Origin of the sequence: Oceanimonas sp. GK1 (assembly GCF_000243075.1) — a bacterium.
In the GTDB taxonomy this organism is placed as follows: Bacteria; Pseudomonadota; Gammaproteobacteria; order Enterobacterales; family Aeromonadaceae; genus Oceanimonas.
Genome location: NC_016745.1, coordinates 2,192,139 through 2,206,274 on the forward strand (window position 1 = coordinate 2,192,139; position 14,136 = coordinate 2,206,274).

The 14,136-nt window shown below is 57.3% G+C and carries 13 protein-coding genes; 6 read left to right on the forward strand and 7 right to left on the reverse strand.

Going from position 1 to position 14,136, the window contains the following annotated elements; genetic code table 11:
• Both minD and minC read right to left on the reverse strand, forming a co-directional pair.
• A complete protein-coding gene (minD, locus tag GU3_RS10350) occupies positions 1–813 on the reverse strand; it encodes a septum site-determining protein MinD (RefSeq protein WP_014292487.1) in 813 nt (270 codons plus the stop codon).
• Positions 814–840: 27 nt separating this feature from the next.
• Positions 841–1,518, reverse strand: coding sequence for a septum site-determining protein MinC (gene minC / locus GU3_RS10355; RefSeq protein ID WP_014292488.1), 678 nt, complete (start codon positions 1,516–1,518; stop codon positions 841–843).
• 105 nt (positions 1,519–1,623) lie between these two features.
• Here minC and GU3_RS10360 point away from each other — a divergent pair, with 105 nt between their 5' ends.
• The 3 genes from GU3_RS10360 to GU3_RS10370 are packed head-to-tail and all read left to right on the forward strand — an operon-like array spanning position 1,624 to position 3,019.
• Entirely contained in the window at positions 1,624–1,911 is a 288-nt protein-coding gene (locus GU3_RS10360) for a YcgL domain-containing protein (protein ID WP_014292489.1), read from the forward strand.
• Between the two features lie 10 nt (positions 1,912–1,921).
• Positions 1,922–2,584 (forward strand): fumarylacetoacetate hydrolase family protein, encoded by a 663-nt coding sequence (locus GU3_RS10365; protein ID WP_014292490.1) that lies wholly within the window; start codon positions 1,922–1,924, stop codon positions 2,582–2,584.
• Entirely contained in the window at positions 2,585–3,019 is a 435-nt protein-coding gene (locus tag GU3_RS10370; protein ID WP_014292491.1) for a YcgN family cysteine cluster protein, read from the forward strand.
• Positions 3,020–3,082: 63 nt separating this feature from the next.
• Here the strand turns inward: GU3_RS10370 and dsbB are convergent, their stop codons facing one another.
• Complete coding sequence (dsbB, locus tag GU3_RS10375; protein ID WP_014292492.1) at positions 3,083–3,595, reverse strand: disulfide bond formation protein DsbB; 513 nt, start codon at positions 3,593–3,595, stop codon at positions 3,083–3,085.
• Between the two features lie 119 nt (positions 3,596–3,714).
• Between dsbB and fadR the strand changes: the two genes are divergently transcribed.
• Positions 3,715–4,431, forward strand: coding sequence for a fatty acid metabolism transcriptional regulator FadR (gene fadR / locus GU3_RS10380; protein ID WP_014292493.1), 717 nt, complete (start codon positions 3,715–3,717; stop codon positions 4,429–4,431).
• Positions 4,432–4,483: 52 nt separating this feature from the next.
• Here the strand turns inward: fadR and GU3_RS10385 are convergent, their stop codons facing one another.
• Genes GU3_RS10385 through GU3_RS10395 form a run of 3 tightly spaced genes read right to left on the reverse strand, consistent with a single transcriptional unit; the run spans position 4,484 to position 9,228 of the window.
• Complete coding sequence (locus GU3_RS10385; RefSeq protein ID WP_014292494.1) at positions 4,484–6,007, reverse strand: SpoVR family protein; 1,524 nt, start codon at positions 6,005–6,007, stop codon at positions 4,484–4,486.
• An 8-nt stretch (positions 6,008–6,015) separates the two neighbouring features.
• Positions 6,016–7,284, reverse strand: a complete 1,269-nt coding sequence (locus GU3_RS10390) for a YeaH/YhbH family protein (protein ID WP_014292495.1) — start codon at positions 7,282–7,284, stop codon at positions 6,016–6,018.
• A 21-nt stretch (positions 7,285–7,305) separates the two neighbouring features.
• Positions 7,306–9,228: a PrkA family serine protein kinase gene (locus tag GU3_RS10395; RefSeq protein ID WP_014292496.1), complete on the reverse strand. Its 1,923-nt coding sequence runs from the start codon at positions 9,226–9,228 to the stop codon at positions 7,306–7,308.
• A gap of 673 nt (positions 9,229–9,901) precedes the next feature.
• Between GU3_RS10395 and GU3_RS10400 the strand changes: the two genes are divergently transcribed.
• Positions 9,902–10,492, forward strand: coding sequence for an FMN-dependent NADH-azoreductase (locus GU3_RS10400; RefSeq protein ID WP_014292497.1), 591 nt, complete (start codon positions 9,902–9,904; stop codon positions 10,490–10,492).
• Between the two features lie 70 nt (positions 10,493–10,562).
• Here the strand turns inward: GU3_RS10400 and GU3_RS10405 are convergent, their stop codons facing one another.
• Entirely contained in the window at positions 10,563–11,885 is a 1,323-nt protein-coding gene (locus GU3_RS10405; RefSeq protein ID WP_014292498.1) for an aspartate aminotransferase family protein, read from the reverse strand.
• A 663-nt stretch (positions 11,886–12,548) separates the two neighbouring features.
• On the opposite strand from GU3_RS10405, the gene GU3_RS10410 reads away from it, so the two are divergent.
• Positions 12,549–14,111, forward strand: a complete 1,563-nt coding sequence (locus GU3_RS10410) for a cytochrome c peroxidase (RefSeq protein ID WP_158308466.1) — start codon at positions 12,549–12,551, stop codon at positions 14,109–14,111.
• Positions 14,112–14,136: the final 25 nt, after the last annotated feature.

Genomic DNA, 14,136 nt, shown 5'->3' on the forward strand with positions numbered 1-14,136 from the left:
TTAACTCCCAAAAAGTCGGCTGAAAAATCCCTTCTTCCCTTCTTCGAGGAAACGAAACTCCCGCTCTTCGCCGAGCAGACGGGCCACGGTGTCGCTGTAGGCCTGGCCGGCATCGGACTCGCCGTCGAGGATCACCGGCTCGCCGGCGTTGGAGGCCTTGAGCACGGCCTGGGACTCGGGGATCACGCCCAGCAGCGGAATGGCCAGGATTTCCTGCACGTCTTCCACGCTCAGCATGTCGCCCCGGTTCACCCGCTCGGGGGAGTAGCGGGTCAGCAGCAGGTGCTCCCTGATCGGCTCCAGGCCCTGTTCGGCCCGGCGGGACTTGGAGGAAAGGATACCCAGAATGCGGTCGGAGTCGCGCACCGACGACACTTCCGGGTTGGTGGTGACGATGGCCTCGTCGGCGAAATACAGCGCCATCAGGGCGCCGCTTTCAATGCCGGCGGGCGAGTCGCAAATGATGTAGTCAAAGCCCATTTCGTGCAGATCGTTAATGACCTTTTCCACGCCTTCCCGGGTCAGGGCGTCCTTGTCCCGGGTTTGCGAGGCGGGCAGAATGTAGAGTTGCTCGACCCGCTTGTCGCGGATCAGCGCCTGGTGCAGGTTGGCATCACCATTGATGACGTTGACAAAGTCATAGACCACGCGGCGTTCGCAGCCCATGATCAGATCGAGATTGCGCAGGCCGATGTCGAAATCGATGACCACCGTTTTATGACCCAGTTTGGCCAGGCCGGTGCTGATGGCTGCGCTGGAGGTGGTTTTACCCACGCCTCCCTTACCAGAAGTGACGACGATTATCCGTGCCATAAAGTGTGTTCCTAAGTCGTAATAAAATCAGATCCTGTCCAGCTTGAGCTGTTCGCCCGCCAGAGAAATGCTGACCGGTTGTTCCCATTGTTCGCCCTGCAGTCCGTCGCTGAGCTGATAGTGTCCGGCGATGGACACCAGCTCGGGCATCAGTTGCTGGCAGTAAATGCGTGCGTGCTCGTTGCCCCGGGCGCCGGCCACGGCCCGGCCCCGCAGGGCGCCGTACACATGGATGCTGTCGTCGGCGATGACTTCGGCGCCGTTACTGACGGCGCCCAGCACCACCAGGGAGCCGTTCTGGGCATAAATTTGCTGGCCGGAGCGAACCGGGCCGCGATGTACTCGGGTGCCAGGCTGGTTGAGCAGGGCAGGGGAAGGAGACTGGGCGGGCGCCGGTACCTTGCCGGAGGTCATCACCGCCAGGCCGGCGGCGCGGGCGGCAGCACGTCCGGTATCGTCGAGAATGCCACTGACGCCCACCGGCACCAGCTCCAGCTCGCGGACGGCGGCGGCCAGGGCGGAGAAGTCGGGGATCTCCGGCAATTTTTCGATATTGATAACCAGTGGTGCAGCGCGGAAAAATTCCGGCGCCTGTGCTATTTTTTCCAGCAGCTGGCGTTTTACCTGGGCGATGTCCGCCGAGGTAATATGCAACACCGACAGGGTAAAGCTGCTGCCTTTCAATTCAATGCCACGCTCCGCCATAAGCGGCTGTCCCCCAAGGAAGTGATCCTTTTTGTTATTGGTCGTGCTGATGTTATAGTTTGCCACCCAGACTGGCAATAAACCCGACGGATTATAGCAATTTCCATGTTGTGTGCAGTGTATAAAAGCCCCAAAAAGGCAGAGACCTATTTGTTTGTTGAACGACGCGACGATTTTTCGCGTGTTCCCGCCCCTCTGATGGCCACCTTTGGTACGCCGCAACTGGCGATGATGATCAATCTGGCCACCAAAACCAAACTGGCGTTGTCGGACATCGACAAGGTACGGGAAGGCTTGAGGACTCAGGGCTTTTTCCTGCAGCTGCCGCCGCCACCGGAAAACCTGCTCAAGGAACACCTCGCCCGCCAGGCCGCCGAGCGCGGCGATAACTAAGGACGACACCATGTACCAACATCTTGATCAGGAAGGTTTTGTGTTGCCCTATGCCACCGGCAAGGTGGTGTGTGTGGGGCGCAGCTACCGGGATCACGCCGCAGAGCTGAACAACCCGGTTCCCGAGGCGCCGCTGTTGTTTATCAAACCCGCTACCAGCCTGGTGCCCCTCGACGAGCCGCTGGTCCTGCCCGCCGGCCAGGGCCCGGTGCATCATGAGCTGGAAGTGGCGCTGCTGGTAGGTCGCCGGCTGTGCGAGGCCGGCCCTGCCGAGGCCCTGAATGCCGTGGTGGGCGTGGGGCTGGCGCTGGATCTGACCTTGCGCGCGGTGCAGGATGAGCTGAAGCGCAAGGGCCAGCCCTGGGAGCGGGCCAAGGCCTTTGACGGCAGTTGCCCCATGGGGCCTTTTGTGGCGCCGGATTTGCTGTCGCCGCTGCAACAACTGGACTTTTCCCTCACCGTTAACGGCACGCCCCGCCAGACCGGTAACACCGGGCTGATGATGTGGTCCATGGCCGAGCTGCTGGCCGAGATCAGTCAGTGCTTTACCCTGATGCCCGGCGACATTGTGCTCACCGGCACTCCCAAAGGGGTAGGGGAGCTGCAGGGCGGCGATGCACTCACCCTGACACTGGACAACCAGTTCGTCTTTGAGGCGAAGGTAGCGAAATAAATGCAGGCGAATTTCTGGCAGACCAAGACCCTCGACGAGATGACCGACGACGAGTGGGAGGCTCTGTGTGACGGTTGCGGCAAGTGCTGCCTCAACAAGCTGATAGACGAAGACACCGATGAGCTGGTGCACACCAATGTGGCCTGCGAGCTGCTCAATACCCACAGCTGCGCCTGCAGCGATTACGCCAACCGCTTTGCCCGGGTGCCCGACTGCCTGAAAATTACGCGGGACAAGCTGAGCGAATTTTACTGGCTGCCGTCGACCTGCGCCTACCGGGTGCTGGCGGAAGGCAAGTCATTGCCCTCCTGGCATCCGCTGCGCACCGGCTCCAAGAGCGCCATGCACCGAGCCGGTCAGTCGGTACGGGGCAAGGTAGTGCCGGAATCCAAGGCCGGCGACTGGGAAGATCACATCATTACCTGGGCCGGCTGACGATTGGTAAGGGGGAAGGAGGGCTGTGTGAGGAGACGGCCCCCTTCATATATCCCATACGCCTCACGCCTCACTCCTCACGGCCGCCGCCACGCGCACCCCGATAAACAGCACTGCCAGCGCGGCCAGTACCGCGAAAATCCCCATCAGCCATTGCGGCATGGACAGCCCCAGCCATTGCCAGTCAATGGAAGAGCAGTCGCCGCTGGGATAAAACACCGCCGGCCACCAGGCTTCCAGCTGAAACCAGGCGGGAAACTCGGCCACGGTGGAGCACTGATGAAAGGGTGAAGGATTAAGCTGATAACCCACATGCTCTTTGGCCAGTAAAAAGCCTTCCACCGAGGCCGCCAGCCAGCCCGTCAGGGCCAGCCCGCTGACCACCGCATGGCCGGGAGCCAGCCAGCCCAACAGGCCGGCGAGGATCACGCCGCCCAGCGCTGCCCGCTGGTACACGCACATCACACAGGGTGCGTAACCCTCCACATACTGGTAATACAGTGCCGCCAGCAGCAGGGCGGTGCTGCCCAGGGTCAGCAGGGCCCAGGCCAGGCGAGCGCGGGAAAACTGGTTCACGAATAAATCCTCGTTGGTCGGTGTGCAAGGAATGGGGTCGCTTGTGGGAGACTGGTCCGCTCTGTTATCATTTTTCGCGTTTTTTACTCTTTTTAACATTCCAGAGACAGAGTGGTTTCATGGTCATCAAGGCACAAAGCCCCGCCGGTTTTGCGGAAGAATATATCATCGAGTCCATCTGGAACAGCCGCTTTCCTCCCGGCTCCATTTTACCCGCCGAGCGGGAGTTGTCGGAGCTGATTGGTGTGACCCGCACCACCTTGCGGGAGGTGCTGCACCGGCTGGCCCGGGACGGTTGGCTGACCATCAAGCACGGCAAGCCTACCCGGGTGAATAATTTCTGGGAAACCTCCGGCCTCAATATACTGGAAACCCTGGCGCGGCTCGACGCCGAGAAAAGCCCCGAACTTATCGAACATCTGTTATCGGCCCGTACCCATATCAGCAGTATTTTTATTCGCGGGGCCATCCGCCATGATCCCGATGCCGTGCAGGAGCTGGTGGCGGGGCTGGAGCGGCTGCCCGACGATGCCGAGGCCTATTCCACGTTTGATTACGAATTGCACCGTCGTCTGGCCTTTGCCTCGGGCAATCCCATTTACGGGTTGATCCTCAACGGTTTCAAGGGGTTGTATTGCCGGGTTGGTCGTTATTACTTCTCCCGTGCCGGCGCCCGCACTCTGGCGGCTGACTATTACCGCAACCTGGCTGCTCACGCCCGTTCTGGGCAGGCGGATGCCGTAGTGGAGCTGGTACGGGAGTACGGCAAGGCCTCGGGCCGGCTGTGGCAGGAGATGCGCGATCAGTGGCCCGATCCCTGGGTGCAATCCTCATAATGACAAGGCCTCTCAATGAGAGGCCTTGTTGCTTCTGACCACTGTTGTGGCGCTAGCCGGCAGACTCGCTTTTGGGCGGGCAGCGGCTCAGCAGGGTGCCGCTGCCGTCGGCTTCTTCCTGTTCCAGAAAAACGTCGAACCCCCACAGCCGGTGCACATGCTTGACCACCTCGTGGCAGGAGTCAGACAGCGGTATGCGATTGTGAGGAACATGGCGCAGGGTCAGCGAGCGGTTGCCCTTGACCTCGACGTTGTAGACCTGAATATTGGGCTCCTGGTTCGACAGGTTGTACTGGTTAGACAGGGTCTGGCGCAACTGCCGGTAGCCGGCATCGTCGTGAATGGCGGAAATCTCCAGGTAGTTGCGGGTATCGTCGTCGGCCACGGCAAACAGGTGAAAATCCCGCATCACCTTGGGTGAGAGAAACTGGCTGACAAAACTCTCGTCCTTGAAATTCTCCATGGCAAAGTGCAGGGTCTTGACCCAGTCCGTTCCGGCAATGTCCGGAAACCAGGCCCGGTCTTCCTCGGTGGGCGCCTCGCAGATGCGACGAATATCCTGGAACATGGCAAAGCCCAGGGCATAGGGATTGATGCCCGAATAGTATTTGCTGTTGTAGGGCGGCTGAAACACCACATTGGTGTGGCTGTGCAGTATTTCCATCATGAACTTGTCGGTGACCAGGCCTTCATCGTACATGTGCTGGCAAATGGTGTAGTGCCAGAAGGTGGCCCAGCCTTCGTTCATCACCTGGGTCTGTTTCTGCGGATAAAAATACTGGCTGATCTTGCGCACGATGCGCACCACTTCCCGTTGCCAGGGCTCGAGCAGGGGCGCGTGTTTTTCAATGAAATAGAGCAGGTTTTCTTCCGGCTCTTTCGGGTAGCGCTGTTTCTGTTTTTGTTTTTCGTCCTGCATGCGCGGCAGGGTACGCCACAGCTCGTTGACCTGGGTTTGCAGGTAGGCCTCGCGTGCCTTTTGCCGGCGCCGCTCTTCCGCCAGCGACAGCTTCTGCGGCCGTTTGTAGCGGTCGACACCGTAGTTCATCAGGGCATGGCAACTGTCGAGCAGGCTTTCCACTTCCGAAACGCCGTATTTTTCCTCGCATTCGTTGATGTAATGCTTGGCAAACAGCAGATAGTCGATAATCGACTCGGCGTCGGTCCAGGCCTTGAACAGGTAGTTGTTCTTGAAAAAGGAATTATGACCGTAGCAGGCGTGGGCCATCACCAGTGCCTGCATGGGCATGGTGTTCTCTTCCATCAGGTAGGCGATGCAGGGGTTGGAGTTGATGACAATCTCGTAGGCCAGGCCCATCTGGCCACGCTTGTAGGTTTGCTCGGTCTGAATGAATTTCTTGCCGTAGGACCAGTGATGGTAGCCAATGGGCATGCCGATGCTGGAGTAGGCATCCATCATCTGCTCGCCGGTGATGATCTCAATCTGGTTGGGATAGGTGCTCAGCCCGTAGCTTTCGGCGATACGGGCAATTTCCCTGTGGTAGGCCTCGAGCAGGTCAAAGGTCCAGTCCGGTCCGTCACTGAGCGGCCGGCTTTTTTTCAGTGCTTGTGCCATAGGTTACCTCACGCCGCCTGTTTCCTGAACAGCTCCCGGAACACGGGATAGATATCATCCACCGAGCGAATGTGCTCCATGGCAAAGGTTGAAAATTGCCGAGCAATGGCTTCATATTCGTGCCACAGGCTCTGGTGGGCCCGATTGGTGATCTCGATATAGGTGTAGTAACGCACCAGCGGCATGATGTCTTTCTGCAGCAGTTGCCGGCACAGGGGAGAATCGTCTGCCCAGTTGTCACCGTCCGACGCCTGGGCGGCGTAGATGTTCCACTGATCTGCCGGGTATCGCTCGGCCATCACTTCTTTCATTAGCTGCAACGCGCTTGAAACGATGGTGCCGCCGGTTTCTTGGGAGTAGAAAAATTCCTGCTCGTCCACTTCTTTCGCCTGGGTATGGTGACGAATAAACACCACGTCCACGTTTTTGTAACTGCGGGTAAGAAACAGATACAGCAACAGGTAAAAGCGCTTGGCCATGTCCTTGGTGGCCTGATCCATGGAGCCGGAAACGTCCATCAGGCAGAACATCACAGCCTGGGTAGACGGCACCGGCCGTTTAACGAAGTTGTTGTAACGCAAATCGAAGGTGTCGATAAAGGGCACCGCCGCAATGCGTCGTTTGAGTTCGGTGATCTCGTCCTCCAGATCCTGAATGCGGGCGTAGTTTTCCGCCGGGCGCTTGCCCAGCTCCGCCAGCTCTTGCTCAAGATCGGCCACGGTTCTCTTTTTCCCTGCCTGCAAGGCGGTGCGCCGGGCCAGAGACTGGCGCAGTGAGCGCACCACATTGATGTTGGCCGGCACCCCGTCGGCGGTGTAGCCGGCGCGAAAGGTTTTCATTTCGCTGATCTTGTTGAGCTTGTTCTTCTCGAGGTTGGGCAGCTCCAGGCCATCGAACAGCAGATCCAGGTATTCGTCCTTGGAGATCTGGAACACGAAGTCATCCTGACCTTCTCCCTGGTTGCTGGCATCGCCCTTGCCACTGCCCCCCCCGCCACCGCCGGAAGGGCGGTCGACCTTGTCACCTTTTATAAACTGATCGTTGCCGGGGTGCACCTGATCCCGGTGCCCCCCTTTGCCGTGATGAAAGAAAGGCTCGGAGATGTCCCGGGTAGGAATAGAGACACTCTCGCCCTTGTCGATATCCTGAATGCTGCGTTTGAGCACCGCGTCTGATACCGCCTTTTTAAGCTGCTGTTTGTAGCGGCGGATGAAGCGCTGCCGGTTGACAGCGCTCTTGTTGCGGCCATTCAGTCGTCTGTCGATAAAATGCGCCATGATTCCCCCAACTGATCGCTATCAGCTTGACTTGCGTACCCGCAGGTACCATTCGGACAGCAACCGGACCTGCTTGCGGGTGTAGCCCTTTTCCATCATGCGATCCACGAAGTCGTCGTGCTTTTTCTGCTCGTCGGCACTGGTTTTCGCATTGAAGGAGATGACCGGCAGCAGCTCTTCGGTATTGGAGAACATTTTCTTCTCGATAACGGTTCTGAGCTTCTCGTAGCTGGTCCAGTTGGGGTTTTTGCCGGCGTTGTTGGCCCGGGCCCGCAGCACGAAGTTGACGATTTCGTTGCGGAAATCCTTGGGGTTGCTGATGCCGGCCGGTTTTTCGATTTTCTCCAGCTCGGCATTGAGCGCGGAACGGTCGAACAGCTGCCCGGTATCCGGATCCCGGTATTCCTGATCCTGAATCCAGAAGTCGGCATAGGTGACATAACGGTCGAAGATGTTCTGACCATACTCGGAGTAGGACTCGAGATAGGCGGTCTGAATTTCCTTGCCGATGAACTCCACGTATTTGGGGATAAGGTACCCCTTGATGAACTCCAGGTAACGGTCGTGTATTTCCTGGGGGTACTGCTCCCGTTCGATCTGCTGCTCAAGCACATAGAACAGGTGCACCGGGTTGGCGGCCACTTCGGCGTGGTCGAAGTTGAATACCCGGGACAGGATCTTGAAGGCAAAGCGGGTCGACAGGCCGGTCATGCCTTCGTCCACGCCGGCGTAATCCCGGTATTCCTGGTAGGACTTGGCCTTGGGATCCGTGTCTTTCAGGGTTTCACCGTCGTAGACCCGCATCTTGGAATAGATGCTGGAATTCTCCGGCTCTTTGAGTCGAGACAGCACGGTAAACTGGGCCAGGGTTTCCAGGGTGCCCGGGGCACACTTGGCGGTGGACAGCTCACTGTTGGTCAGCAGTTTCTGATAAATCTCCACTTCCTCGGTGACCCGCAGGCAATAAGGCACCTTGACGATATAGACCCGGTCGAGGAAGGCCTCGTTGTTCTTGTTGTGTTTGAAGTGCTGCCATTCCGACTCGTTGGAGTGGGCCAGAATGATGCCGTCAAAGGGCAGGGCGGAAAGCCCTTCAGTACCGTTATAGTTGCCTTCCTGGGTGGCGGTGAGCAGCGGGTGCAGCACCTTGATGGGCGCCTTGAACATTTCCACGAACTCCATCATGCCCTGGTTGGCCTTGCACAGGGCACCGGAATAGGAATAGGCGTCGGCATCGTCCTGGGCGTAATGCTCCAGCTTGCGAATATCGACCTTGCCCACCAGCGAGGAGATGTCCTGGTTGTTGTCGTCACCGGGCTCGGTTTTGGCTACGGCGATCTGGTCAAGCACCGAGGGGTACACCTTTTCGACCCGAAAGCGGGTAATGTCGCCGCCGTATTCGTGCAGGCGTTTAACTGCCCAGGGAGACATGATAGGCCTCAGGTAGCGGCGCGGAATGCCGTATTCCTGCTCCAGAATGGGGCCGTCTTCGTTCATGTCGAACAGACAGAAGGGATGATCGTTGACCGGCGACCCCTTGATACGATAAATCGGCACCTTTTGCATCAGGGCCTTGAGGCACTCGGCCAGGGATGACTTACCACCCCCCACCGGACCCAGCAGATAAAGAATTTGTTTCTTCTCTTCCAGCCCCTGGGCGGCGTGTTTCAGATAGGACACGATCTGCTCGATGCTGTCTTCCATGCCGTAAAATTCGGCGAAGGCAGGGTAGCGGGCAATTACCCGGTTGGAAAACAGCCGGCTGTATCTGGGCACCTGAGCGGTGTCGATCATTTCCGGCTCGCCGATGGCCATCAGCAACCGCTCGGAAGCGGATGCGTAACAGGCCTTGTCTTCGCGGCAAAGGTCGAGGAACTCTTGCAGGCTGTATTCCTCTTCCTTGGCTTTTTCATAGCGCGTTTGATAGTGCTCGAAAATACCCATGGTCATTCCCCCTGATTACTAACGACTCTTGATAAAAGACAGAGCCGTGCGCACACACATTTCACATCCTGTAATGATAAGGTTAGTCAGGGTTGCGCCATTGTGCTCGTGTAAGGCCCGGAAAAAACTGACATTTGTGCAAAACGCCGAGGGGACTTCCCTGAGACCGCGAGACAGGGAAGCCCGGTGTTGTGGCACCGCTGCCGGCATGCATGGAAGCCGGTGTCATCCAGCACTCCATGATGCACCCAAGTGTTTACCATGACGTCAACGTAACACTCGGAAAAGTAACGGCAAATCCTGCTGTCTTTTATGATTTTTTACGTTGACTTCACATTTTGCTCCGGTTACATTGAACGAGCATCACGGTCTAGCCATTTGCTGCAGCTCAATGAAAGCAACTTGTTAGGTGAGATGCATAGCTCTGTTTAAGCACGTTTCCGTTTGTTTGACCCTCGCCAGCCGAGGGTTTTCTTTTATCTGCACTGCTTGGTTACGTTAACGTCAACGTATTATGGCGGCATTAATATGTTCGAAATTTTTGAATATATTGGCCATGAATTTCCGGTTTTTCTCTCCGTTTGTCCGGGTTAGTCTGAACTTAATTCAACAAGTGCCCATTGTTGTTGGGCTTTTTATTTCATTCAATATTACTGCATTACGGAGCCAGCCCATGTCCCATACCCTGATACTCAAATCCAGCATTCTTGGTGAACATTCCGAATCCGGCCGGTTAATTGATTATTTCGTATCCCAGCTGGACGAGCAGCATTGCCGGGTTAGGGATCTGGCCGCCGCGCCACTGCCCGTGCTGGACGGTGAGGGCGCCCAGGCCCTGCGTGGTGGTGGTGAGCTGAACGACCAGCAACGTTCACTGCTGGCGCTGTCCAACGAGCTGGTTGCGGAGCTGAAAGCCGCCGACCGGGTGGTGATTGCCGCTCCCATGTACAACTTTCATATTCCGGTACAGCTCAAGGCCTGGATTGATCTGATATGTCGGGCCGGCGTGACCTTTCGTTATACCGAGCAAGGACCGGAAGGCCTGCTTAAGGGCAAGAAAGCGGTGGTTATCACGACCCGTGGTGGTCAGCACAAGGGCAGTTCCCGGGATTTGATCGCACCCTATATGGAAACCGTGCTGGGCTTTCTGGGCATTACGGATGTGGAATTTGTCTATGCCGAAGGCCTGAACATGGGCGGTGATGCTCGTGAAGCCGGCCTGGAAGCCTCCCGGGTACAACTGAGCCAGCTGACTGCCGGTTAACCGGTATTAGTGATTGCAACGATAAAAAGGGCTGCCGTGGCAGCCCTTTTTGATGGCTTGATTTAACGGCTCAGCCAAAATGCTGGCGAATGCAGCGTTCCAGAATGCCGATGGTCTGGTCGACATGCTCTTTTTCAATGATCAGCGGCGGTGACATGGCGATGGCATCGCCCAGCGAGCGCAGCATCAGTCCTTGCTCCCAGGCCATGCTCTGAATGGCGGCCCCGGTGGTGCCGGCCTGGCCGGCTGGCGCCTCGAACTCCACGGCGGCAATGAGTGAATAGTTGCGAATGTCGATCACGCCGGGCAGTCCTTTCAGGCTGTGCAGCCCCTGTTCGAAATAGCGGCTGATCTCGCCATCCGCGGCGCCGCGCTGGTACAGGCCGTGCTGCTCGTAGACATCCAGGGTGGCCATGGCGGCGGCACAGGCCAGGGGATGGGCCGAATAGGTGTAACCGTGGAAAAATTCCACGCCGCTGGCGCTGGCTTCCATGATGGCATCATGAATGTGATCGCCGGCCAGCACGGCCCCCATGGGGGCGGCGCCATTGGTCAGGCCCTTGGCGGTGGTCATGATGTCGGGTTGTACGTTAAAGGTCTGGCTGGCAAATACGTTACCGGTGCGGCCAAAACCACAGATCACTTCATCGAAGATAAGCAGTATGCCGTGCTGATCGCAGATTTCCCGAATGCGCTGCAAGTAACCCACCGGAGGTGGCAGCACCCCGCCGGCCCCGGTGATGGGCTCGATGATCACCGCGGCAATACGGCTGGCGTCGTGCAGCTTGATGAGTTTCTCCAGCTCGTTGGCCATCTCTACGCCGCCGTGCAGGGGCAGGCCGCGGGAAAAGGCATTGCGCGCCAGATCCTGGGTATGAGACAGGTGATCGGTGGGCAGCCACTGGCCAAAAGCCTTGTAGTTGCTGGTGATGCCACCGACGGCAATGCCACCGAAGTTGACCCCGTGATAGCCCCGCTCGCGACCGATAAACAGCTGCCGGCCAGCTTCGCCCCGGGCATGGTGATAGGCCAGCGCCATTTTCAGGGCGGTGTCCACCGACTCGGAGCCGGAGTTGGTATAAAACACCCGGTTCAGATTGCCCGGCGCCAGTGCGGCGAGACGCTCCGACAGTTCGAATGACAGCGGATGGCCAAAGCCGAAGCAGGGGGCATAGTCGAGCTCCCGGGCCTGGCGGGCGATGGCCTCGGCAATGTGCGGGTTGCCGTGGCCGGCGTTGCAGCACCACAGACCGGCGGTCATGTCGAGTACCCGGCGGTTGTCGTCGGTGATCCAGTGCATGCCTTCGGCACCGGTGAGCATACGGGGGCTGGCCTTGAAGCCCTTGTTGGGGGTGAATGGCATCCAGTGGGCGGCTAACGGGTTTTTGTTCATGCTGGCACTCTCTCAGACTCTTGTTATGGGCGCCTCGGGCGCAGTGATTAAGGCCAGTGTGGACAAAAGCCGGTAACGGGAAAATCACATTGTTTCAATGTTCAGTTTGAGGGTGCTTAACATGTGGCAAGATGCTTATTATGCCAACATACATTAATTCTGCTGAAGTAACCCGGCCTTTCTTGCTACCGAGTCGGTTGTGATGATCACTGTTTCATGTATGAAACACTTACAAGTCGACTAAATGACTTAAAAAAACAATGGCTTGGATGTTTTTCAGTATTAAGTATTAACCGGTATTTACAGAGAGGGAGGAGGGGCTTGTTATCAGCTTTGAAATTAGCTGATAAAAATCAAAAGGATATAAGTTATGGCATGGATGATGCCTTGTTTCCTTCAGTCTGCCGGTGACGGTAACCGGCATCGTATTCATGGGGCGAATGCGTATCTATCGCGAGTCACGTATTTTTGCCCGGGAGTCTGGAGGCTGTTATGGATAAACAACAACAGGGAGCATCAAGGGCAGAAGGCACTGCAAGCCTGGTTGCTCTGATGGTATCAATGGCGAGAGTCACTCGGGTTGCACCCTTGGCACTTGTTGCCACCTTCTTGCCGGTGACCACTGCGGATGCCCGGCCCGTTACCTTTAATACGCAACAACAGGTGCTCGCAACATTCGGCAAGCATGTGTTCTTTGACGAATCCCTGTCTACCCCGGGCAATAAGCAGGGCTGTGTGTCTTGCCACGCGCCCGAGCAGGGCTGGACCTTTCCCGACTCCGAAACCAATCTGGGGCCGGTCGGTGCCCCGGGGGCCAAGCCCGGTGATCGGGGCAAGATCAAGCCGCCTACCGTGGCCTATGGCAGTTTTGTCAGACATTTTCAGCCCTGCAATGAAGGCAATATCTTTGGTATACCCGAGTGGTGCGGAGGGCTGTTCTGGGATGGACGTGCCGAAGGCACCGCACCCGATGGCGCTTACCCCCAGGGTAATGGGGCAGTCAGTGAATCGGTGGCCTGGGAGGATCTGCAGCTGAATCCGCGTTATTACGGTGATTACGCCGCTTTTCTGGGGCCACTGACCGACCAGGCCCTCAACCCGGCCCAACGACCCAATGTAGAGCAGAACGCCGGTGAAAAGAAGGTATGCCAGCAGGTGAAAACCGCGAAGTACAAGAAACTCTATGAGCAGGCCTTTGGCGAGCCGGTCAACTGCCAGAACAACCCCAAACACAACCCCGCCTACCGGGTGGCCTTTAAGCGGATTGCCCTGTCGCTGGCGGCCTACCAGACCTCACCGGATGTGAACTCGTTCAGCTCGCTCAGGGATCTGGCCCTCTATCGGGAGCTGGGCTGCAAAGGCGAGGTCGATTATGCCGAGTACGTCACACCCGAGATTTGCAACGCACTGGCATGGCTGAAACAAGACCAGAACACCTGGGGCAAGTTTCCGTTGGCCTTTGTGGGGCTGGGGCTGGATGCTGCCGAAATCCGCAAGATTAATCGTGGCCACGATATCTTTTATGGCATCAGCAGTGCAAGGGGTGATTTGAATGACGGCAACCCGGGGGATCGGGGTCTGGCGAATGGCCCAATCAGCACCGGGAACCCCAGTTTTTCAGGGGTGGGCATTAATGCGCTATGCGTAGTATGCCATGCCGATAATCCTGGCGATGATGGCACCGAGCCAAGACAACTTTATACCGATCAGGCCTATCATAATATCGGTATTCCCTATAACCGCGAGATACCCGATACCTTAAAGGGAGAAATCATCGGCCTGAAGGGGCATGTTGATTACAATACTTCTGGATCTGAGCTTCATGAAGGTGAGTTCCGCTCGCCGACCCTGCGTGACGTCGCCAAGGGAGAGGAAGACGGCTTCATCAAGGCCTATGCGCATAATGGCTACTTCAAGAGCCTGAAAGGCATTATTCATTTCTACGGCAGCCGGGATTTGAAAAAGCGCTGTGACTTTGTGCCTCAAGATGAGCAAAGAAGGGTTGCCCTTGGTGGACCGGTGATAGCCAACTATGAGGTGATCGATTACCCCATTGTCAATGCCACCGAAGCGGAGGCCCATGCCAATGACTGCTGGCCGGAGCCGGAATTTTTCAATGCCGCTGGGTTTGTGGTCGGTCAGTTTGACTTTTATCCCGAAGAGGAAGAAGCCCTGGCGGCCTACATTCGCGCCTTGAGCGACACCCATATTGCCAAGGCACCGTAACCGCGATATCAGAAAAGCAAAAAGC

What these genes read in the sequence shown, in the direction of transcription:
- GU3_RS10370 (WP_014292491.1), top strand. Translation starts at nt 2,585, where the DNA reads ATGCAGGCGAATTTCTGGCAGACCAAGACCCTCGACGAGATGACCGAC.
- GU3_RS10390 (WP_014292495.1), bottom strand. Translation starts at nt 7,284, where the DNA reads ATGGCGCATTTTATCGACAGACGACTGAATGGCCGCAACAAGAGCGCT.
- GU3_RS10365 (WP_014292490.1), top strand. Translation starts at nt 1,922, where the DNA reads ATGTACCAACATCTTGATCAGGAAGGTTTTGTGTTGCCCTATGCCACC.
- minC (WP_014292488.1), bottom strand. Translation starts at nt 1,518, where the DNA reads ATGGCGGAGCGTGGCATTGAATTGAAAGGCAGCAGCTTTACCCTGTCG.
- fadR (WP_014292493.1), top strand. Translation starts at nt 3,715, where the DNA reads ATGGTCATCAAGGCACAAAGCCCCGCCGGTTTTGCGGAAGAATATATC.
- GU3_RS10400 (WP_014292497.1), top strand. Translation starts at nt 9,902, where the DNA reads ATGTCCCATACCCTGATACTCAAATCCAGCATTCTTGGTGAACATTCC.
- GU3_RS10405 (WP_014292498.1), bottom strand. Translation starts at nt 11,885, where the DNA reads ATGAACAAAAACCCGTTAGCCGCCCACTGGATGCCATTCACCCCCAAC.
- GU3_RS10385 (WP_014292494.1), bottom strand. Translation starts at nt 6,007, where the DNA reads ATGGCACAAGCACTGAAAAAAAGCCGGCCGCTCAGTGACGGACCGGAC.
- minD (WP_014292487.1), bottom strand. Translation starts at nt 813, where the DNA reads ATGGCACGGATAATCGTCGTCACTTCTGGTAAGGGAGGCGTGGGTAAA.
- GU3_RS10360 (WP_014292489.1), top strand. Translation starts at nt 1,624, where the DNA reads ATGTTGTGTGCAGTGTATAAAAGCCCCAAAAAGGCAGAGACCTATTTG.
- GU3_RS10395 (WP_014292496.1), bottom strand. Translation starts at nt 9,228, where the DNA reads ATGGGTATTTTCGAGCACTATCAAACGCGCTATGAAAAAGCCAAGGAA.